Here is a 20,012-nt window from a genome sequence, read left to right on the forward strand (position 1 = left end):
GCCGAGGAGAGCACTGTGCGGGGATATATGAGACGCATCCCCAGATAACAGTCAGTGGCCCTGATTGCTCGTTGCCGCAATCAAGTTCGGCAGGAAGAATTGGGGACGCGCCCCGCATGGCCTGCCCGAAGCCCGGTAGGGCTATGCCGCGGTGCGCTCCCCCGTCCGACCCCGCCCGCAGTGTGGGCGCGTAGCCGAAGGGAGGACCGTGACCTTCGGATTCGCTCCGTCCCCGGCGGCATCGATGCCGACGTCCGCCGCGTCCGCCAACTCACTGGCCCGGATGCTCGAACCCGCCGAGTGGGCCGCCGCGGGGATTCCGCTGCTGCGCAATCCCCGGGAGGTCGTCAACGGGCTGCACTCCCGGCATCGGCCCCGGCCCGCGACCGCCATCGTGGCCGTCCTCGATCCAGAGGAACGGCTGCGGGCGAGCGCCTCGTTCACCCGGCGTCCGGCTCCGGCGGACGGCTGGATGTTCCGCAACGCGCTGCTCGCGCAGCTGCGCCGGGTCATCCCGCACGATCTGCGGCGCCGCACCCCGGTGCATACGGCCGTACTGCTCTACTGCCGTGAGGGCGACGCGCGTTGGACGGAGGAGGACGGGGCGTGGATGTGGGGGCTGCGAGACGCATGCACGCTGCACGGGCTGCGCTGCGGGGCGTACATCACGCTGACGGGTGATGGCTGGCAGGTCCTGGGCGAGGGGCGCGGCGGCCGTCACCCCAACGCGGACTCGGCGCCGGAGTCCTTCGAGTCCTTCGCCATGGCGGAGACAACCCAGCCGCGCACCGGGGGCGCCGCCTCGGACGTACTGCGCCGCGCGGCGGCTCGCTGACTCAGCGAACGAAGCCCGCCCGATCTCCGCCAGCGGGCAGGGGCATCCACCACGCGCGCGTGGAGCCCGGCCCCGATGACGTACTGACGGATTGCAAGCCTCGACGGCGCCGCACATGAACTCGGGCACTGCTGCCCTGATCACGCCGGTACGTCCCCCCGTACCGGCACACGTCGAACCGTCCACCGTGCACATGCCGCCAACGGCGGCATCCACCCCCGTCAAGGGAAGGGCTCTTAGACCCCCGCCCCCAGCACCGAGTTGATCTTCTGCGGGTCGCCGCAGACGATCAGCAGGGTGCCGGCTCGGCCGAGGGCCAGCGGCAGGGCCGTAGCGGCGGCAGCGTCGGCACCGCCGTTGACGGCGACGACGACCACGGGACGGGAAGCGACCCGACCGGCGGCGGAGGCGTCGGCGTAGAAGACGTCGTCACCCGCGTCGTGCTGCGCCCAGTACGCGGCGTCGCCGAAGGACAACTCGTGCGCGGCCCACGGATGCGGATCACCGGTGGTGATCACCAGCACCTCACCGGGGGCGCGGCCCGTGTCGAGCAGCAGGTCGACCGCTTCCTCGGCGGCGTCCAGCGCCCCCTCGGCCGAGGCCGGGATCAGCTGGATCTGCGGAGTGGAGGAAGCGGCGGGGGCGGCCGGAGCGGACGGCTCCGGCTTGGCCACAGGCGTGTCGCGCGGCGCACGTTGCGCCGGCGGCATCGGCCGGACGGCACCCGGACGACCGGGACGCGGCGGAGCCGCGGGACGGGGACCGGGTACGGGGCGGGGGGTCGGCGCGGTGCGGCCGTTGGCCGGAGTGGCGCGGGGACCCTGGGCACTCTCGTGAATCTGAGGCTCCTCGGGAATGAGAGGCATGAGCTGATTTTTATCAAACGCCGGTGCGACTCGCCTCGGCGGGTGGCACATGGATGCGAGCGGAACCGTCAGAAATCGAAACCGAGCTGACCTTCGATCTCCGGAACGCTTCCGTCCGCCCAGTTGCGGACCTTCTTGAGGTGCCGCCACTGGGGCAGCGCATCAAGATACGCCCACGAAAGCCGGTGGTACGGGGTGGGGCCCCGCAACTCCAGCGCGGCCTTGTGCACGGGTGACGGATACCCGGCGTTGGTCGCAAAACCGAAGTCTGCATGTTCGATGCCCAGTTCGGCCATCATTTTGTCACGCTCGACCTTGGCGATCACCGAGGCCGCCGCGACGGCCACGCACGACTGGTCGCCCTTGATGACCGGACGGACCCGCCAAGGAGTGCCGAGATAGTCGTGCTTCCCGTCGAGGATGATCGCGTCGGGGCGAACCGGCAGGGCATCCAAGGCGCGTACGGCGGCGAGCCGCAGCGCGGCCGTCATCCCCAGGTCGTCGATCTCCTCAGGAGAGGCATGTCCCAGGGCGTACGACGTCACCCACTTCGTCAGCTCCTCGGCCATCTCGGTACGGCGCTTGATGGTCAGGAGCTTTGAATCGGTGAGACCTTCGGGCGGGCGACGCAGTCCCGTGACCGCCGCACAGACGGTGACCGGACCGGCCCACGCGCCGCGCCCCACTTCGTCGACACCGGCAATGACCTTCGCTCCGGTGGTGGCGCGCAGGGAGCGCTCGACGCGGTGTGTGGGTGCTTCGTACGCCATGGCGGCACCAGAGTACGCCGCCCGGAACCCCTTGCGACACCCAGGTTTCTCCGGGCAACCAGACGGGGAGTTCAGCCACCGCTCGAAGGCGGTGGCGGCATCACGTCATGCCCCGCTCGGACGTAGCAGGGGAACCATCAACTGGTCGACCAGCGCTTCCAGCTCCTGCTCGTTCCATTCGCAGGCGCACACCTTCGAGCGGTACATCATCATCGCCGGCATGGCGTCGAAGACATGACCGTTCGCGGCGTCTGGTCGCACCTCTCCTCGCACGATCCCACGGCGAATGATCTCCTCGACGAGCCGCGCACCCGGCTCGACAACCCCTTCGAGGATCACAGTGTGGAAGCGTTCGGCCGTACCGAAGTCGCACTCGTAAAGCACCGAGCGCAGCGCGAATCCAGGGCGGGAGAACATCACCTCGCGCACCCGGTGGCAGAGATCCAGGAGTTCCTCACGCACGCTGCCGAGGTCGGGCGCACTCTCCAGATCCGGCAGACCGGACCGGAGCGCGTCCACGACGAGATCCTCCTTGGACGGCCAGCGACGGTAGACGGCGGCCTTGCCGGTCTGGGCGCCCGCGGCGACGCCCTCCATCGTGAGGCCGTTCCAGCCGACCGTACTGAGCTGATCGAGCGCGGCCTCGAGGATCGCGCGTTCGAGTACGGCGCCGCGCCGACGCAGGGAGGCCGACTGAGCGGGGGCGGCCGTCAAGCGCGAAGTAGCCATCTGAGCGTCTCCGTTGTACAGGGGGAGCGGGGATCTTCGGGTAAGGCGAGCGGATCGGTGACGCGGCACGAAAGTGATTCAGTGAACGCTTGCGTTCACTGAAGGGGACTCACTAACGTTGACGCGACAGTGAACGCGCGCGTTCACTAACGTACTTCTGGGGGGACCCAATAGTGACAACCTCTCAACTGACAAAGGACCAACAGCCAGGGGCGGCCCGCCGGGAGGGGCGTCCCGGCATCGCGCTCACCGTCATCGCGGCCTGCCAACTCATGGTGGTACTCGACGCGACGATTGTGAACATCGCACTCCCGCACATTCAAGACGCGCTCAAGTTCTCCACGACCGACCTCACCTGGGTCGTCAGCGCGTACACGCTCACCTTCGGCGGTCTGCTGCTGCTCGGCGGCCGGGCCGGCGACATCCTCGGCCGGCGCCGGGTTTTCATGACCGGCATCCTGCTCTTCACACTTGCCTCGCTGCTCGGCGGTTTCGCCCAGGAACCCTGGCAGTTGCTGGCCGCACGCGCTCTCCAGGGCGTCGGTGGCGCGATCGCATCGCCCACGTCGCTGGCGCTCATCACCACGACCTTCCCCGAAGGTCCCGAACGCAACAGGGCGTTCGGTGTCTTCGCCGCGGTCTCGGCCGGCGGCGGCGCGATCGGTCTGCTGGCGGGCGGCATGCTCACCGAATGGCTCGACTGGCGCTGGGTGCTCTTCGTCAACGTACCCATCGGCCTGCTGATCGCGTTCCTCACGCCGCTCTACATCAGCGAGTCCGAGCGGCATCCGGGGCGCTTCGACATTGCGGGCGCGCTGACCTCGACGGCCGGTATGGCGTCCCTGGTCTACGGGTTCATCCGGGCCTCGGAGGAGGGTTGGCGCGACAACCTCACCCTCGGGTCCTTCGGGGCGGCGGCGGTCCTGCTGCTGGCCTTCGGGCTGGTCGAGTCCCGTGCCAAGGAACCGATCACGCCGCTGCGCATGTTCGCCGACCGCAACCGCTCCGGCACGTATGTGATCATGCTGAGCCTGGCCGCGGCGATGTTCGGCATGTTCTTCTTCATCGTGCTGTTCGTGCAGAACGTGCTGGACTACACGCCGATCGAGGCGGGCCTGGCCTTCCTTCCCGTCACGGTCGCGATCGCCATCGGTGCGGGCCTGTCGCAGCGGCTTCTGCCCGTGCTCGGCCCCAAGCCCTTCATGGTCGTGGGCTCGGCGCTCGCCGTGATCGGGCTCGGCTGGCAGACCTTCATCAGCCCGGACAGCTCGTACGCCGGCGGAGTCCTGGGCCCGATGGTGGTGTTCGGCTTCGGCATGGGGCTGAACTTCGTGACGCTGACACTCACCGCGGTCTCCGGTGTCGCCCAGCACGAGGCGGGCGCGGCGTCCGGGCTGCTCAACGTCACGCAGCAGGTGGGCGGTTCCCTCGGCCTCGCCATCCTGACCACGGTCTTCGGTACGGCGAGCCGTGACGAGGCGGAAAAACAGGTGCCCGCGTTCATGGCGAACGCCTCGCCCGAGCAGAAGGCGGAGTTCGCGCAGACGCAGCAACTGCCCGCTCCCTGGGGCAGTGAAGTGCTGGCCCAGGGCATATCGACGGCCTTCATCCCGGCCGCGGCGATGGCCGTACTGGCCCTGGCCGTCGCCGCGTTGGTGATCCGGGTCCGCAAGAGCGACCTCGAGGCCCTGTCGGGCACCGCAGGGCCCGCCGGGGGCTGACACAGACGAGCTCGCCGGACCCGCGTCCTGTGGACGCCGGTCCGGCCCGCTCGGTACGTCCCCGTGCCTCAGCGGTACTGGAACTCGTCACGGAGCCGAAGGCACTCGCTCCAGTCCGCCTCGGTCGACAGCGGCCGGTCCTCGAGGATGCCGCGGGCCCGGGCTTCGCCCCAACTGGTGGCGTACCAGGGCTTGTTCTCCTTCTTCAGTTCCCTCGCGATGGGCTCGAGCGCGCAGGAGCGCAGCGGCTCCTCAAGCCTGTCAAGGGCCGGTACGGCGTCTGCCGACAAGCCGCGCGCGTAGTCGACGTCGAACTTGCCCTCCTCGCCGTCGTTGCTCGTGGCCACGTATCGCTCGACGTTGCGCTCGGCGACCAGGCCGTCCGGCGAGACGAGCCCGAAGGCGAGCACACCCGCGGCGGCACTGGCCATCACGGCACGCGGCAGCCAGCGGGGTCCCCATACGCCGGCCGCCATGATGAGCACGATGACCAGGCCGAGCCAGAGCTCCACGGCCAGCACCGAGATCCTCAGTCGCGTCAGTCCATACGCCTCCACGTACATGTCCATACGTCGCACCGCCGATGCCACGACAACGAGCGTGAGAACACAGAGAGTTCCCAGCACGGCACGCACCAGCGTCCAGTCGCGCGCACCGTCGCGCGGGGCCCAGCGCAGGGCGAAGACGATGACGAGCAGGGTGAGCAACGTGACCAGGAGCAGCTGCCAGAAGCCCTGGCGCGCGTACTCTGCGTAACTCTGGCCGGTCTTCTCCAGCACGGTGTCGTATCCGCCGAACAGGACGGCGAGTTGGACGGCGTTGAAGGCCGCGAAGAGCACGACGAGCACGATCAGGGGCAGCGCCCACTCGACTCGGCCACGTTCCCGTCCCGGGGGCACCTCGACGCGGTCCCACTGAACGGGCGCGGCGGCCGTGTGTGCCGCCGCCAGCGCGCCGACCAGGCCGAGCACCAGCAGAACGAGGTGCCAGGGACCCCCGGAGACGGAGGCGTCCGGTATGAGGCCGCCGAGCAGATCCGCGAAGGCCGCGTCGGCCCCCGCGAACAACGCCCCGAAGACCAGCAGCAGAACCGCGGCCACCGCGAGCGCGCGCAGCACCGGGCCCACGTTGCCTCGGGCACTGCCGAACCGTTCCCGCAGGCCTCGCCAGCCCCAGACGGGTCCGGTAAGAACCGAGGTGTACAGGCCGATCGGGCCGAACAGCACTCCGGTCCAGGTACGGCCGCCGTGGAGTGCGAGCGAGCCCGCGGCCACGGCGGCCACCACGGCGAGGAAGGTCGGCCAGTCGGCGTCACGCAGCGCCGGCACGGTCAGCAGGGCGAGACCGCCGACACCCCACACGAGCGTCCAGCGCCGCGGACCGCGGCCGGCCGACTGGGCGGCGAAGTACGCGGCGAGCGCGGCCGGAATCGCCACCAGCATGAGGTTGAGGGCCAGTCCGTCGGCGAGCAGCAGCATGCTCAGTACGCCGGTGGCCAGGGCGGCCCAGAGGGTGGCGGGGCGGACCGGTGCCGGAGGCTGCGCCTGAAGGTCCGCGAACCCCCAGGCGGACTGGGCGACCGGGTAGCCCCAGTCGACGTCCTCTCCGTCCGAGTCGTCCTCGTCGGCGCCACCCTTCGAGGAGACTTCGCCGGAGTACGAGGCGGGGACGGCGTCCTCGGGTTCATCGGCATCGGCGGCAGGCTTCTTGGTCAGGGCGACGGCACGCCCACGGACAGCGTCTCCCCCTCCTTCGGAGCCCTCACCAGCACTCCCCTTGGCACCCCCTCCATCCCCCGGTTCCGACCTTCTCGGTTCGGCCTCGGATGGCTTGTCTGACACGGGACCCCCTCCCGACCGGTCCACGGGCGGCTCACAGCGCATGGCTGGGCCGAAGCCAGGGGACCGGTGTCTCGTCGGCGCGCGCCCGAGATGATCAGCGAGCGGCGTGGCGGACAGGGTATCCGCGGGTAAGCCGACGCGGCGGGGACCTGGGGCTCTGTGTCAGGCCTGTGACAGTTGGGGCTACGCCCCGCCCTCCACCGACATCCAGCCCGGCAGGGCCTCCGTCCGTTCCGCCCACTCCACAGGAGGCGCGCCCGCCTTCCCGGCGGCCACCACACCACCCACGATGGCGCAGTTGGTGTCCACGTCTCCGCCCGCCTGAGCGGTCGTCCAGAAGGCCTGCTCGTAGTCGCCGAGCGAGCGTGCGGCCGACCAGAGCGCGAACGGCACCGTGTCGTGCGCGCTCGTACGCCGCCCGCAACCCAGCACCGCGGCGACCGTCGTCGCGTCGTCGTAGTCGAGCATGTCCCGGGCGCGCCGCAGCCCGGCCTCCACAGCGCTGCGCGGGACGAGGGCTATGACGCCGTCGAGCAGTGCCCCGGCGCTGGGCGGCCCGTCCGGGGCGGCGGCCAGCGCGGCCGCGGCAGCCACGGCCATGGCGCCGACCACGGCCTCGCGGTGCTGATGCGTGGGATACGCCGAAATCTCCGCCTGGTGCGTGGCCTGCTCCGGGTCGTCCGCGTACCAGGCGCCCAGGGGTGCGATGCGCATCGCGGCGCCGTTCCCCCACGAGCCCTGCCCGTTGAAGAGGGCCGAGGCCAGCTCACGCCAGTCGCCGCCCTCCCGGATCAGCCGCAACAGACGGTTGACCGCGGGCCCGTAGCCCCGGTCGAAGTCGTGGTGCTCCGCGAAGGAGCGGGCCAGCTCATCCTGGTCGATACGGCGGTGGGCGGCCAGAACGGCCACTACGGAGCAGGCCATTTCGGTGTCGTCGGTCCACTGCCAGAGGCCGGAGGGCAGGGCACGGCGCTTGAGCAACGGGTAGTTCTCGGGCACGAAGAACTGTGAGCCCAGCGCGTCCCCCACCGCGAGTCCGCGCAGGCTGGCCAGGGTGCGGGCCAAGCGCCCGTCGGGAGAGGAGTCAGCGGTCATCGCCCTGCCACTTCTATCCGGTGACTCCGTACGGTTTCGGATCACGCCAGCGGTCAAATGGCCGGTCAAGTGCGTACTTGCCGTCCTCCCCGAGAACGAGCATCCGCGTCTCCCCGTTCCCGGGGTTCACCAGGCACTCGAACTCCGCGACCGACCAGTGGAACCAGCGCATGCAGAACAGTCGCATGGCCAGCCCGTGGGTCACTATGAGTACGTTGGGCGGATGGTCGGGCGCCTCGAAGCTGCGGAACAGGCTTTCCAGGAAGCCGCCGACCCGGTCGTACACGTCGGCACCGGACTCCCCCTGCGCGAAGCGGTAGAAGAAGTGCCCGTACGCGTCGCGGTACGCCTTCTGCTGGCGTACGTCCTCCCGGTCCTGCCAATTGCCCCAGTCCTGCTCACGCAGCCGCGGCTCCTCGCGTACGCGCACGAGTTCGGGGTCGAGGTGGAAGGCGCGGAACGTCTCGTGTGTACGGCGATAAGGGGAGACGTAAACGCTTACGCGCTCATGGCCGAACACCTCCCGCAGCCGTTTGCCCGTCTCTTCCGCCTGCCGCCATCCCGTCTCGGTGAGGGCCAGTGCGTGGTCGGGTTCGCGTTCGTACACGGTGTCATCGGCATTGCCCACCGACTCGCCGTGCCGGACAAGGACGATGCGCCGTGGTCGTGCCATGCCAAAACCCTAGATCGGATCACGCCGGATCGAGCACTCGTACGGGCCTCATACGGCGGAGGTCACACAACTGTGACCGCCTCGGACCGCCCGTGACCGCCCATAACGCTTCAGACCGTCCAGCTCGGCTCCAGCTCCACGATGTCGCCCGCGAGGGCCGCCACATCCGCCTCGATCTGTGCCCGCAGGGCGAGCCGCTCGACGCGCTCGACGCGGTACTTGCCGTGCTCGGCGGCCGACTGCCACATCGACAACACCAGGAACTCATGACCTGGCGCCTCACCGAACAGCCCGCGCACCATGCCGGGTGAGCCGGCCATCGCCGGATTCCACACCTTCTCCTGCATCAGCGCGAAGTGCTCGGCCCTCTCCTCGTGAACGCGGCAATGCGCAACGCGTACCAGGTCGGCGTCCGTGAAACGCGGCTCGAAGCCGGTCTTCACATCGAACTTGTGATCGAAGAGTTTGATATGTGGATCCTTGAAGGTGCCAGCCTGCGCCGAAGCGAGCCGGTCATGGGAGCGGGCCATGAAGGAGTCGTAGAAGGCACGGCTCTCCCAGAAGGCGAAGATATGGGCCACTCCGGGTCGCACCCGGCTCCAGCCCCCGCCCTGCCCCCTGAACCCCGGCTCCCCCAGAAGCCCCGCCCATTTCCGCTGCCCCCGTTCAAAACCGCGGCGGTCCACCACGGTGCAGCGAATCCACTTGACCAGCACCGCGCCATCGTAAGGCCACACAACGTGGCCTTGGTCACGCTCTGGCGCAGTACATCCGCGCGAGCGCCCCCTGTTGCGTGACACGATGGACAACATGCCTCAGCTGCCCAGCAGTTGGAGCGACTGTCACTGAGGATCAGGAGGGAGATCTGGTGGACGGCCTCAGCAAGGGCATCAGCAAGGTGGAGGTCGGGGTGAAGTGGGACCCGAGTCCCGCCGGTGAGCCACCCACGGATCTCGACCTCGTCGCCGCGACCTACTTGGCGACGGACACACACGAAAACCCCGACTACGTAGTGCACTTCGACAGCCGGTCCCCGGACGGCACCATCACCCTCAACCGGGACAGCAAGGACGGCAAGGGCTTCGGCTGGGACGAGGTGATGACCCTGGAGCTCGGCCGCCTGGACAAGCGGTACGCGCGTGTGGTCGTCGGCGTCTGCATCCAGCAGCGCTTCGGACGCAGGACCTTCGTCGGGGTTGGCAACCCCTCGCTGCGCATCAGCGAGGGCTACACCGTCCTGGCCGAGGACGACTTCGGCGGCGTACTGGGAGCGACGTCCGCGACAGTCGCGGAGTTCGTACGCGACGACTCCGGAGAGTGGTCCTTCCACCCCGGCGTCCGAGGCTTCGACACGGACCCGGCATCTTTCGCCAGGACCATGGGCAGCCGCCACGCATCCTGACCCACTCAAGCTGTAAGGGGCGTACGCCCATGCGTACGCCCCTTACGGTCATGGATCAGCTGCAGCCGCTGGTGGAGCCGCAGCCCTCGCAGATGTAGCAGGATCCGGCCCGCTGCATCTTCGTACCGCAGGAGAAGCACAGGGGTGCGTCCGCCTGGATACCCAGTTGCATCTCCACCAACTCGGCGTTGGTGTGCGCCTGCTGCGGGGCGGGCTTGGCCGCCTCGACCTCGGCCCTCGGGGATGCGACGGCCTTCAGCTCCTGCGCACGGGGCGCGGACTGGGCGAGACCCTCGACGTCGAGCTCGTCGTCGGTCGGCTCGTACGAACCGGTCTCCAGGTGACGCTGGCGCTCCTCGGCGGAGTGGATGCCGAGCGCGGAACGGGTCTCGAAGGGCAGGAAGTCGAGCGCCAGGCGGCGGAAGATGTAGTCGACGATCGACTGCGCCATCCGCACATCCGGGTCGTCGGTCATACCCGCAGGCTCGAAGCGCATGTTGGTGAACTTCGAAACGTACGTCTCCAGGGGCACGCCGTACTGCAGGCCTACGGAGACGGCGATCGAGAAGGCGTCCATCATGCCCGCGAGGGTGGAACCCTGCTTCGACATCTTCAGGAAGACTTCGCCGAGACCGTCGTCCGGGTAAGAGTTGGCGGTCATGTAGCCCTCGGCGCCGCCCACCGTGAAGGAGGTGGTGATGCCGGGACGGCCCTTCGGGAGGCGCTTGCGGACCGGGCGGTACTCGACGATCTTCTCGACCGTCTCGCGGATGGTCTCCTCCGCCTTCTCCGCGACCTTCTCCTCGTACTTCTTCGCGGAGAGCGGCTGGCCGACCTTGCAGTTGTCCCGGTAGATCGCGAGCGCCTTGACGCCCATCTTCCACGCCTCGAAGTAGACCTCCTCGACGTCCTCGACGGTCGCCGACTCCGGCAGGTTGACCGTCTTGGAGAGCGCGCCGGAGATCCAGGGCTGAATCGCGGCCATCATCCGGACGTGCCCCATCGCGGAGATGGAACGCTCGCCCATGGCGCAGTCGAAGACCTCGTAGTGCTCGGGCCTGAGGCTGGGGGCGTCGATCACATTGCCGTGCTCGGCGATGTGATCGACGATCGCCTCGACCTGCTCCTCCTGGTAGCCCAGGCGGCGCAGGGCCTGCGGCACGGTGCCGTTGACGATCTGCATCGAGCCGCCGCCGACCAGCTTCTTGAACTTGACCAGTGCCAGGTCGGGCTCGAGGCCCGTGGTGTCGCAGGACATCGCCAGACCGATCGTGCCGGTCGGGGCGATAACGGACGCCTGGGCGTTACGGAAACCGTTCTTCGCACCGAGACGGATCACGTCCTGCCAGGCCTCCGTGGCGGCGGCCCAGACCGGGGTGTCCAGGTCGTCCACGCGGAGGGCCACGGCGTTGGCGTCGGCGTGCTGCTTCATGACGCGCTGGTGCGGCTGTGCGTTGCGGGCGTAACCGTCGTACGGGCCGACGACCGCGGCGAGTTCCGCGGAGCGCTTGTACGACGTGCCCGTCATCAGGGAGGTGATGGCGCCGGCGAGGGACCGGCCACCGTCGGAGTCGTACGCGTGCCCCGTGGCCATCAGGAGGGCGCCGAGGTTGGCGTATCCGATGCCCAGCTGACGGTAGGCGCGGGTGTTCTCGGCGATCTTCTGAGTCGGGAAGTCCGCGAAGCAGATGGAGATGTCCATCGCCGTGATGACGAGCTCGACAACCTTGGAGAAGCGCTCGACTTCGAAGGCCTGGTTGCCCAAGCCGTCGTCCTTGAGGAACTTCATCAGGTTCAACGAGGCAAGGTTGCAGGACGTGTTGTCCAGGTGCATGTACTCGCTGCACGGGTTCGAGCCGTTGATGCGGCCGGACTCCGGGCACGTGTGCCAGTGGTTGATGGTGTCGTCGTACTGGATGCCGGGGTCGGCGCAGGCCCAGGCGGCCTCGGCCATCTTGCGGAAGAGCTCCTTGGCGTCGACCTCCTCGATGACCTCGCCGGTCATCCGCGCGCGCAGGCCGAACTTCTCGCCGTTCTCGACCGCCTTCATGAACGCGTCGTTCACACGGACCGAGTTGTTGGCGTTCTGGTACTGGACGGACGTGATGTCGTCGCCGCCCAGGTCCATGTCGAAGCCCGCGTCACGCAGGGCGCGGATCTTCTCCTCTTCCTTGACCTTGGTCTGGATGAAGTCCTCGATGTCGGGGTGGTCGACGTCGAGGATGACCATCTTGGCGGCGCGGCGGGTGGCGCCACCGGACTTGATCGTTCCTGCCGAGGCGTCGGCACCGCGCATGAAGGAGACCGGACCGGAGGCGTTGCCACCGGAGGACAGCAGTTCCTTGGACGAACGGATCCGGGAGAGGTTCAGGCCGGCCCCCGAGCCGCCCTTGAAGATCATGCCCTCTTCCTTGTACCAGTCGAGGATCGAGTCCATGGAGTCGTCGACGGCCAGGATGAAACAGGCGGAGACCTGCTGGGGCTGCGGTGTGCCGACGTTGAACCACACCGGCGAGTTGAAGCTGAAGATCTGGTGCAGGAGGGCGTACGCCAGCTCGTGCTCGAAGATCTCGGCATCGGCGGGCGAGGCGAAGTACTTGTAGTCCTCACCGGCCTTCCGGTAGGTCTTCACAATGCGGTCGATGAGCTGCTTGAGGCTCACCTCGCGCTGCGGGGTGCCCACAGCACCGCGGAAGTACTTGCTGGTGACGATATTGACCGCGTTCACCGACCAGAACTCGGGGAACTCGACGCCACGCTGCTCGAAGTTGACCGAGCCGTCGCGCCAGTTGGTCATGACGACGTCACGACGCGCCCACTCGACCTCGTCGTACGGATGCACGCCCGGGGTGGTGTGGATGCGCTCGATCCGCAGCCCCTTGTTCGCCTTGGTGCCCTTGGCTCGGGAACTCCGCGCCGGACCGCTCGCCGTCTCTGTCATGCCGCCTCCCTGTATCGGGCAAAACGCCCTGAAGTGCCTCGTTCTTCCTGGGCACGGTGTGTATCTGTGTTGCGCGCAGCGCATGCGCGATCGCCCGCAACAGGTTCCTGAATCGCCGTCGACCGGCCGACGCGGGTCGGCCCGCTGGTCAGTCGGCGGCGTTGGCGGGCACGGGGACTTCGGCAGTCCCTCCGGACCCGCGATCGCTCCCCTGGCGCCCCTCGCCCGCGTCATCGTCGTCCGCGGTGGGGCGCTTCGTCTGTTCCCTGAGTTCCGCGATGGCGGCCTCGAAGTCCTCCGGCGAGTCGAACGCCCGGTAGACGGACGCGAACCGCAGATAGGCCACGAGGTCCAGCTCCTGCAGCGGGCCGAGAATGGCCAGCCCCACGTCGTGGGTGGTCAGTTCGGCGCTTCCGGTGGCCCGCACCGCCTCTTCGACCCGCTGGCCGAGCTGGGCGAGTGCGTCTTCGGTGACAGGCCGCCCCTGGCACGCCTTGCGGACGCCATTGATGACCTTGGTACGACTGAAGGGTTCGGTGACTCCGGACCGCTTGACCACCATGAGCGAACACGTCTCCACCGTCGTGAACCGACGGGAGCAGTGCGGACACTGGCGGCGCCTGCGGATCGACGTACCGTCGTCGGTCGTACGGCTGTCGACGACGCGGCTGTCGGGGTGCCTGCAGAAGGGGCAGTGCATCGAACTCCATCCCTCCTTCACAGCACGACTCAATAGCCTCGACAGGCCACTTGGGCCCCTCGAAGCAGTCCCCAGCATAGGCGATGATCAGACCCCGGAGGACCCGGGGGACCACAACTTCTGGGCTGCTATGGCCATCCAACCACTAGATCTGGGGTTTGGCCGTAAATTTTCTGCGCTCGCGCGTGTCGCTTCCCGCGAGCGCGCATGCGGCAACCGATCTGAACATGTGCCGCACACCCATACCGGCGCCGGGGCCTGCAGGGATAACGTGGGCGCCGCACGCAGGGGCCGGTATCCGGTTGACGGGATACCGGATGGCAGACTGGGCGCCGACCCACGAGATCGTCGTCCGGGCGGCGAAGAGTACAGCAATCAGCCGCTTTGTCCGCCAGGTGCACTGTTGGCCATACACCCAAACACATGATCACGCCAGGTGATTCGCAATCTTTCACTCGAACGTGTGTTTGGCGCAACCTTTCGAAAGCAACTACCGTTGTGCAGCAGGGAGACGAACGAGAGGGGCCGACCGTGACCACCACCGCAGACAGCGCCACCATCACCGCCCAGGACCGCTCCCAGGGCCGACTCGAGCCGGTGCATGCCATGAATGAAGCATTGAATCAGGAGGGACCCAAGCCCACACGCTCCCTGCCGGGCCGACCTCCGGGTATCCGGGCGGACAGCTCCGGACTCACCGACCGGCAGCGCCGGGTGATCGAGGTCATCAGGGACTCCGTGCAGCGACGCGGGTACCCGCCGTCGATGCGGGAGATCGGGCAGGCCGTGGGCCTCTCCAGCACCTCCTCCGTCGCACACCAGCTGATGGCACTCGAACGCAAGGGCTTCCTGCGGCGCGACCCGCACCGGCCCCGCGCCTACGAGGTCCGGGGATCCGACCAGTCCACGGTCCAGCCCACCGACACGGCGGGCAAGCCGGCAGCCTCGTACGTCCCGCTGGTCGGCCGGATCGCCGCCGGTGGCCCGATCCTCGCCGAGGAGTCGGTCGAGGACGTGTTCCCGCTGCCCCGGCAGCTGGTCGGGGACGGCGAGCTGTTCGTTCTGAAGGTCGTCGGTGACTCGATGATCGAGGCCGCGATCTGCGACGGGGACTGGGTGACGGTCCGCCGCCAGCCGGTCGCCGAGAACGGCGACATCGTGGCCGCGATGCTGGACGGCGAAGCCACGGTCAAGCGCTTCAAGCGCGAGAACGGTCATGTGTGGCTGCTGCCTCACAACTCCGCGTACCAGCCGATTCCCGGCGACGAGGCGACCATCCTCGGCAAGGTCGTGGCGGTGCTGCGGCGGGTCTGACCCTCCGCCCCTGACCGGGCCCCGGAACCAACTGCGCCGGTTCCGGGGCCCTGTGCTGTCCCCGCCCGATGCCTGGGGACAGGGCAGTACTTAGGGGGTCCTTGCACTATGAGCAGCCTCATCGGCCGCTCATAGTGCAAAGACCCCTTACTCGCTCTCTGCCTTGCGGGCCGCCTCGTCGATCGCGGCCAGCGACCGCCGTACCTGGTTACGGTCCGTCGTGTACCAGAAGTCGGGCAGTGACGCCTTCAGATAGCTGCCGTAACGGGCCGTGGCCAGACGCTGGTCCAGTACGGCTACGACGCCGCGGTCCCCCATCGCTCGTACGAGGCGGCCGGCGCCCTGAGCCATGAGCAGTGCCGCATGCGTGGCGGCGACGGCCATGAAGCCGTTGCCCCCCGCGTCCTCGACGGCCTTCTGGCGGGCGCTCATCAGCGGGTCGTCGGGGCGTGGGAAGGGGATCTTGTCCATGACGACCAACTGGCAGCTGGCGCCGGGGACATCGACGCCCTGCCACAGCGAGAGGGTGCCGAAAAGGCAGGTCTTCGGGTCGGCCGCGAAATTCTTGATCAGCTCGCCCAGCGTCTCCTCACCCTGGAGGAGGATCGGGAACTCGGGGATGCGGGAGCGCAGTTCCTCGGCCGCCAGCTGCGCGGCCCGCATCGACGAGAAGAGTCCGAGCGTCCGGCCGCCCGCCGCCTGGATCAGCTCCGTCAGTTCGTTCAGCATGTCCGTGCGGTCGCCGTCGCGTGCGGGACGCGACAGATGCTTGGCGACGTACAGAATACCCTGCTTCGGATAGTCGAAGGGCGAACCGACGTCGACGCCCTTCCATGGCGGGATGTCCTCGCCCTCCGTGCCCTCGGGTGCCAGCCCCAGAGATGCCCCGACTCCGTTGAAGTCACCGCCGAGCTTCAGTGTCGCCGAGGTGAGGACCACGGAACGGTCCGCGAAGAGCTTCTCCCTGAGGAGGCCCGACACGGACATCGGCGCGACGCGCAGGGAGGCGCCGAACCGATCGTGGCGTTCGTACCAGACGACGTCCCACTCGGAGCCGTTGGTGATCCTCTCGGCCACATCGTGGATGGACTCCACGGAGGCGAGTGCCTGTTTGCGTACCGCGTCCTCGTCGCCGACGGACTTGTCGCGTGTCGTCCCCATCGCCGAAATCACCGTACGGGCGGCGTCGCGCAATGCCATCAGCGCGTACCCGAGGTCCTCCGGGATCTCCTCCAGGCGGCAAGGCAGGGCCAGCTCCATCAGTCGCTCAAAGCCTTCGGCGGCCGTCTGGAGTTGATCGGCGGCCTTTTCGTTGACGAGTTTCGCGGCGCGGCGCACAGCGCGGTTGACCTGGCCGGGGGTGAGCTCGCCGGTCGCGACTCCGGTGACACGGGAGACCAGCTCATGGGCCTCGTCGACGATCAGCACCTCGTGCTGCGGCAGGATCGGGGCGTTGTCGATGGCGTCGATCGCGAGAAGCGCGTGGTTGGTGACGACGACCTCGGCGAGCTTGGCGCGCTCGCGGGCCATCTCGGCGAAGCACTCTGCGCCGTACGCGCACTTCGAGGCGCCCAGGCATTCCCTGGACGACACGGAGATCTGCGACCAGGCCCGGTCGGAGACTCCGGGGGCGAGGTCGTCACGGTCGCCCGTCTCGGTGTCGTCCGCCCAGTCCCGCAGCCGCAGAAGGTCCTGGCCCAGCTTGCTGGTGGGCGCGGCCGCTTCGAACTGGTCGAAGAGTCCCTCCTCCTCGTCCTGCGGCATGCCCTCACGGAGACGGTGCAGGCACAGGTAGTTCGAGCGGCCCTTGAGCATCGCGAATTCGGGGCGGCGGCGCAGCAGCGGATGCAGCGCGTCGACCGTGCGGGGAAGGTCCCGCTCCACGAGCTGCCGCTGGAGCGCCAGGGTGGCCGTCGCCACGACGACGCGCTCGCCGTGCGCGAGCGCGGGTAGGAGATAGCCCAGCGACTTTCCGGTACCGGTGCCGGCCTGGACCAGCAGATGGGAGCCGGCGTCGATGGCCTCCGCGACGGCTTCGGCCATGGTCACCTGGCCAGGGCGCTCCGTACCGCCGACGGCTGTGACGGCGGCATGCAGGAGTTCGGGGAGTGAGTGCTCTGTCATAGCGCGTCCACCCTACGGCGCCGCACTGACAGCCGGGCGATCAACGCCGGGGACAGGGGCGCGATCAAGGAGCCGAGTACCGGATCGGGGTCGAGTGGGAACCGGATCGGGTCGAGCGGTGTACCAAAAGTGATGGCGCTACAGCACATCGCGCAGAGCCCGGTCTCGGACCATGAGGGCGGCCCGCTTGTCGGGCAGGTCGACCTCGGCGGAGAACCGGAAGCCGGCGCTCAGGAAGGCGGACACGGAGGGGGTGTTGCGAAGATCGGGTTCCGCGACGACGCGTGTGCACGAGGGGCGCCGGTCGAGTACGAGGTCGGAGACGGCTCTGAGCAGTGCTGAGCCGAGTCCCCGTCCGCGGTTGGCGACAGCACCGATGAGGAGGTGGATTCCGGTGTCATGGAGACGAGCGGGATAGTGGCGGGCCAGTGGGTCGAGGTCCGCGCGGTAGATCTCCCAGTAGCTCATCGGGGTGCCGTCCAGTACGCCGAGGCAGGGAACGCTGCGGCCGTCCCCGTCCAGCTGGGCGCGCAGGTGATCCTCGGCGACCGTCTCGGGTCCGGCCAGTTCCCAGAACGCCGCGACGGCGGGGTCGTTCATCCAGCGGCTGATGAGCGTCAGGTCACGGTCGATGCGTACGGGGACGAGGTGGAAGTGGCCGACGGGGCTGGCGATGGGGCCCCAGCCGCCGACGCCGTCGAGGAGGTCGTCACCGGTCGGGGTGACGGTCGTCGGCGTGACGGGGCTGGGCGTCGCCGTGCCGTTCCCTTCGCCCTGTTCCGCTGCGCGCTCGGCTCCCCTGGCTGCTGCGGCCTCCTCGGCGAAGAGGGCGACGAGTTCGTCGGGCAGACGCAGGTCGAGTGTGTCCTCGCTGTCCACGTCGGAGCCCGGGTCGCTGCCGAGGGAGGTCATGGGGGCGGTACCGGCGTCGGTGCTCGCATCGGTGGGAGGCACGGCGACGCTCCTCTCAGGAGTCGGGGTGGGTCATGTTCCTCAGTAATGAAGGGGGTTGGCGATGGTGACGTAGACGGACTGGGTGTCCACCGGGCCGATGAGTTCGTCGAGCCCGTGCAGCCGGGTCAGCAGGTTGGCCTTGCAGCGCAACACGGGTGAGTCGAGCAGGCAGGCGGGAAGGGGTGTACGCAGCCGGGCGGGGCCGGAGGCGACGTCGGCCAGGAAGCGGCGGAAAGCGGCGAGCAACAGCCGCTCGTCGGCGAGGCCTTGGGAGCCGAAGGCGCCGATGAGGCCGAGCACGTTGTTGATGGCGAGGTAGTAGGCGAAGCGTTCGTCGGTGACCTCGTCGGAGACGAAGGTGTCGCTGTGCTCGCCGATGCCGGGGAGCCGTTTGTCCAGCTCCGCGCGCCGGGACTCGCGGAAGTAGTAGCCCTGGTTGTCACGGTAGCGGCCGCCCGCGGGCCATCCCTGCGGGTCCAGCAGGACCAGGGTGTTCTGCTGGTGGGCCTCCAGTGCGATGCCTGCCTCGCTGTCCAGCCAGAGGACTGGGCGGATCACCTGTTCCAGGTAGCGCAGGAACCACTCGGTGGCGACGGCGCCGCGCGAGCGTCCGGTGTGCCCGGCGAGGCGGGTGACGACCTCGCTGAGCCGTGACCGCATCGTGGGCCTGCCCTGCCCGGATGCGGACGGTTCGCCAGCTGGGTCCCCCGGCCTGACCGAGACCAGGCCGGCGATGCAGGAGACGGAGTCCGTCGGCGTGAACGGGTTGTGGCGGATCATCACGTCGAGACCGGGCACGGGCATGCCGTCCGGGTCGTCGACGGCGAGCCAGGCCGGGTCGCGGACGATGTCGAAGCCCGGGTGTGCGGCCTGCCACTGTTCGGCGAGGCCGGTACGCAGCAGGCGGTGGACCTCGACACCGCGGTGGAGCTCCTTGCGGAGGTTCTCCCGGCGGGAGTTGGTGATGCACAGGCCCAGCGAGAGCTTCAGCATCGCGGGGGCGCCGGAGCGGTAGAGGGTGCGTACGGAGGAAGTGGGGTGCCAGGGGGCGCCATGGGGACCGAGATCCTGGAGCAGACCCGCGTCCAGCAGTTTCGCCGTCGCGGAGCGGTGGCGGACCTCGCGGATCTGCCAGGGGTGCATCGGCAGCGCGGCGTACCCGTCGGGCAGCGGCAGTCCGGAGCCGGCGAGCCGGGCGGTGAGCTGCTGAGCGGGTACAGGACGGCCACGCTCGGTCCATGCCGAGTCGGTGGCGAGGACGGAGGGGGCGACAGCCATCCAGTGCAGGGGGAAGGAGCCGCGTGACTCGGGTGAGTAGAGCCGGGATTCGGCCTCGGAAAGTCCCTCGCGGCTCTTCGGGGTGGGGTGCAGCGGGTGACCGAGAAGGAGCGACTGTTCGGCGGAGAGGAAGAGATCCGAGCCGTCGGCGGGGTGCTCCCTGCGGTCACGGATGAACTCGACGGTTCGCTGGGCGGAATCGGCGACGCGACGCACCAGGTCGCCGTCGCCTGCCTTGGTCTCCGCCCCGCCCTCCGGGCCGTCCGCCAGGGTCTCCCGTGCGAGGAGCGCCGCCAGCGTGGCCGCGTCTGTGGGGGGTGCCTGGTGGGGGGCCTCGGAAAGGTGGGGGAGGCCGAGGCGGTGCCAGCCTGTGGGGGACCAGTAGTGCACCGGGACGACCAAGGCCGTGCCGCTGGCGGGGAGTTGGATGCGGAGGATGCCGTCTTTCGGAGCAGGGAGATCGTTCTCCCGTACCCAGCAGCGCAGCAGGTTCTCCATCGCAGCGGCCTGGGCGGCGGTGTACGGATCGGGATGATCCAGCGGGTCCAGGTCGGCGACGGCACCGTGCAGCCGTGCGGAGTTCCCGGGCGCGGGTCCGGGCCGTCCCTGCTGGCTGGGGATGGATTCTGCTCCCGGGCCCGGCTCGAAGGTGCGGGTGCCGGTGTGGCTGTGCGGTGCAGGGATGGCGTTCAAGTGAGTTCCTTGGGAGGTGGTTCAGGGTTGTGCTGCGACGAACTGGGGCTGTTCCGGGCTTCGTTGGACCCGGGCG

16 protein-coding genes are annotated in these 20,012 nt (G+C 68.8%); 4 read left to right on the forward strand and 12 right to left on the reverse strand.

What is annotated here, in order from left to right:
* The first annotated feature begins 208 nt into the window (after nt 1-208).
* Complete coding sequence (locus ACQEVY_RS12230) at nt 209-835, forward strand: hypothetical protein (RefSeq protein ID WP_432947735.1); 627 nt, start codon at nt 209-211, stop codon at nt 833-835.
* 236 nt (nt 836-1,071) lie between these two features.
* Here ACQEVY_RS12230 and ACQEVY_RS12235 read toward each other — a convergent pair whose 3' ends face one another.
* From ACQEVY_RS12235 to ACQEVY_RS12245, 3 genes are all read right to left on the reverse strand, one after another.
* A complete protein-coding gene (locus ACQEVY_RS12235) occupies nt 1,072-1,701 on the reverse strand; it encodes a hypothetical protein (RefSeq protein WP_432947737.1) in 630 nt (209 codons plus the stop codon).
* 68 nt (nt 1,702-1,769) lie between these two features.
* Nucleotides 1,770-2,471, reverse strand: a complete 702-nt coding sequence (locus tag ACQEVY_RS12240) for a ribonuclease HII (protein WP_432947739.1) — start codon at nt 2,469-2,471, stop codon at nt 1,770-1,772.
* A gap of 105 nt (nt 2,472-2,576) precedes the next feature.
* On the reverse strand, nt 2,577-3,200 hold the full coding sequence (locus ACQEVY_RS12245; RefSeq protein WP_432947741.1) for a TetR/AcrR family transcriptional regulator: 624 nt from the start codon (nt 3,198-3,200) through the stop codon (nt 2,577-2,579).
* A 173-nt stretch (nt 3,201-3,373) separates the two neighbouring features.
* On the opposite strand from ACQEVY_RS12245, the gene ACQEVY_RS12250 reads away from it, so the two are divergent.
* Nucleotides 3,374-4,921: an MFS transporter gene (locus ACQEVY_RS12250; RefSeq protein WP_432947743.1), complete on the forward strand. Its 1,548-nt coding sequence runs from the start codon at nt 3,374-3,376 to the stop codon at nt 4,919-4,921.
* Between the two features lie 68 nt (nt 4,922-4,989).
* Here ACQEVY_RS12250 and ACQEVY_RS12255 read toward each other — a convergent pair whose 3' ends face one another.
* The 4 genes from ACQEVY_RS12255 to ACQEVY_RS12270 all read right to left on the reverse strand — a co-directional run bounded on the left by ACQEVY_RS12255 (nt 4,990) and on the right by ACQEVY_RS12270 (nt 9,246).
* Nucleotides 4,990-6,762, reverse strand: coding sequence for a DUF4153 domain-containing protein (locus tag ACQEVY_RS12255; RefSeq protein ID WP_432947745.1), 1,773 nt, complete (start codon nt 6,760-6,762; stop codon nt 4,990-4,992).
* A 183-nt stretch (nt 6,763-6,945) separates the two neighbouring features.
* The gene (locus tag ACQEVY_RS12260; protein WP_432947747.1) at nt 6,946-7,857 is read right to left on the reverse strand and encodes an ADP-ribosylglycohydrolase family protein; all 912 of its coding nucleotides are present in this window, start codon (nt 7,855-7,857) and stop codon (nt 6,946-6,948) included.
* 13 nt (nt 7,858-7,870) lie between these two features.
* Nucleotides 7,871-8,530: a histidine phosphatase family protein gene (locus ACQEVY_RS12265; protein ID WP_432947749.1), complete on the reverse strand. Its 660-nt coding sequence runs from the start codon at nt 8,528-8,530 to the stop codon at nt 7,871-7,873.
* A 110-nt stretch (nt 8,531-8,640) separates the two neighbouring features.
* On the reverse strand, nt 8,641-9,246 hold the full coding sequence (locus tag ACQEVY_RS12270) for a YdbC family protein (RefSeq protein ID WP_432947751.1): 606 nt from the start codon (nt 9,244-9,246) through the stop codon (nt 8,641-8,643).
* Nucleotides 9,247-9,398: 152 nt separating this feature from the next.
* Here ACQEVY_RS12270 and ACQEVY_RS12275 point away from each other — a divergent pair, with 152 nt between their 5' ends.
* The gene (locus ACQEVY_RS12275; protein WP_432947753.1) at nt 9,399-9,932 is read left to right on the forward strand and encodes a TerD family protein; all 534 of its coding nucleotides are present in this window, start codon (nt 9,399-9,401) and stop codon (nt 9,930-9,932) included.
* Between the two features lie 55 nt (nt 9,933-9,987).
* On the opposite strand, the gene ACQEVY_RS12280 is transcribed toward ACQEVY_RS12275, so the two are convergent.
* Both ACQEVY_RS12280 and nrdR read right to left on the reverse strand, forming a co-directional pair.
* Entirely contained in the window at nt 9,988-12,873 is a 2,886-nt protein-coding gene (locus ACQEVY_RS12280) for a vitamin B12-dependent ribonucleotide reductase (RefSeq protein WP_432947755.1), read from the reverse strand.
* A gap of 148 nt (nt 12,874-13,021) precedes the next feature.
* A complete protein-coding gene (gene nrdR / locus ACQEVY_RS12285) occupies nt 13,022-13,573 on the reverse strand; it encodes a transcriptional regulator NrdR (protein WP_328768218.1) in 552 nt (183 codons plus the stop codon).
* A gap of 531 nt (nt 13,574-14,104) precedes the next feature.
* Between nrdR and lexA the strand changes: the two genes are divergently transcribed.
* Entirely contained in the window at nt 14,105-14,887 is a 783-nt protein-coding gene (lexA, locus tag ACQEVY_RS12290) for a transcriptional repressor LexA (protein WP_033318887.1), read from the forward strand.
* Nucleotides 14,888-15,034: 147 nt separating this feature from the next.
* On the opposite strand, the gene ACQEVY_RS12295 is transcribed toward lexA, so the two are convergent.
* The 3 genes from ACQEVY_RS12295 to ACQEVY_RS12305 all read right to left on the reverse strand — a co-directional run bounded on the left by ACQEVY_RS12295 (nt 15,035) and on the right by ACQEVY_RS12305 (nt 19,936).
* Nucleotides 15,035-17,011 carry an ATP-dependent DNA helicase gene (locus ACQEVY_RS12295; protein ID WP_432947758.1) on the reverse strand — a complete coding sequence of 659 codons (1,977 nt, stop codon included), beginning with the start codon at nt 17,009-17,011 and terminating at the stop codon, nt 15,035-15,037.
* Nucleotides 17,012-17,149: 138 nt separating this feature from the next.
* Nucleotides 17,150-17,965 carry a GNAT family N-acetyltransferase gene (locus tag ACQEVY_RS12300; RefSeq protein WP_432947760.1) on the reverse strand — a complete coding sequence of 272 codons (816 nt, stop codon included), beginning with the start codon at nt 17,963-17,965 and terminating at the stop codon, nt 17,150-17,152.
* 39 nt (nt 17,966-18,004) lie between these two features.
* On the reverse strand, nt 18,005-19,936 hold the full coding sequence (locus tag ACQEVY_RS12305; RefSeq protein ID WP_432947762.1) for an IucA/IucC family protein: 1,932 nt from the start codon (nt 19,934-19,936) through the stop codon (nt 18,005-18,007).
* Between the last annotated feature and the right edge of the window lie 76 nt (nt 19,937-20,012).

The sequence above is a fragment of the Streptomyces sp. CA-288835 genome, from assembly GCF_050936385.1.
GTDB lineage: Bacteria > Actinomycetota > Actinomycetes > Streptomycetales > Streptomycetaceae > Streptomyces.

Excerpts from the sequence above, each read along its gene's own strand:
- ACQEVY_RS12265 (WP_432947749.1), bottom strand. The coding sequence starts at position 8,530 with ATGGCACGACCACGGCGCATCGTCCTTGTCCGGCACGGCGAGTCGGTG.
- nrdR (WP_328768218.1), bottom strand. The coding sequence starts at position 13,573 with ATGCACTGCCCCTTCTGCAGGCACCCCGACAGCCGCGTCGTCGACAGC.
- ACQEVY_RS12260 (WP_432947747.1), bottom strand. The coding sequence starts at position 7,857 with ATGACCGCTGACTCCTCTCCCGACGGGCGCTTGGCCCGCACCCTGGCC.
- ACQEVY_RS12240 (WP_432947739.1), bottom strand. The coding sequence starts at position 2,471 with ATGGCGTACGAAGCACCCACACACCGCGTCGAGCGCTCCCTGCGCGCC.
- ACQEVY_RS12235 (WP_432947737.1), bottom strand. The coding sequence starts at position 1,701 with ATGCCTCTCATTCCCGAGGAGCCTCAGATTCACGAGAGTGCCCAGGGT.
- ACQEVY_RS12245 (WP_432947741.1), bottom strand. The coding sequence starts at position 3,200 with ATGGCTACTTCGCGCTTGACGGCCGCCCCCGCTCAGTCGGCCTCCCTG.
- ACQEVY_RS12295 (WP_432947758.1), bottom strand. The coding sequence starts at position 17,011 with ATGACAGAGCACTCACTCCCCGAACTCCTGCATGCCGCCGTCACAGCC.
- ACQEVY_RS12280 (WP_432947755.1), bottom strand. The coding sequence starts at position 12,873 with ATGACAGAGACGGCGAGCGGTCCGGCGCGGAGTTCCCGAGCCAAGGGC.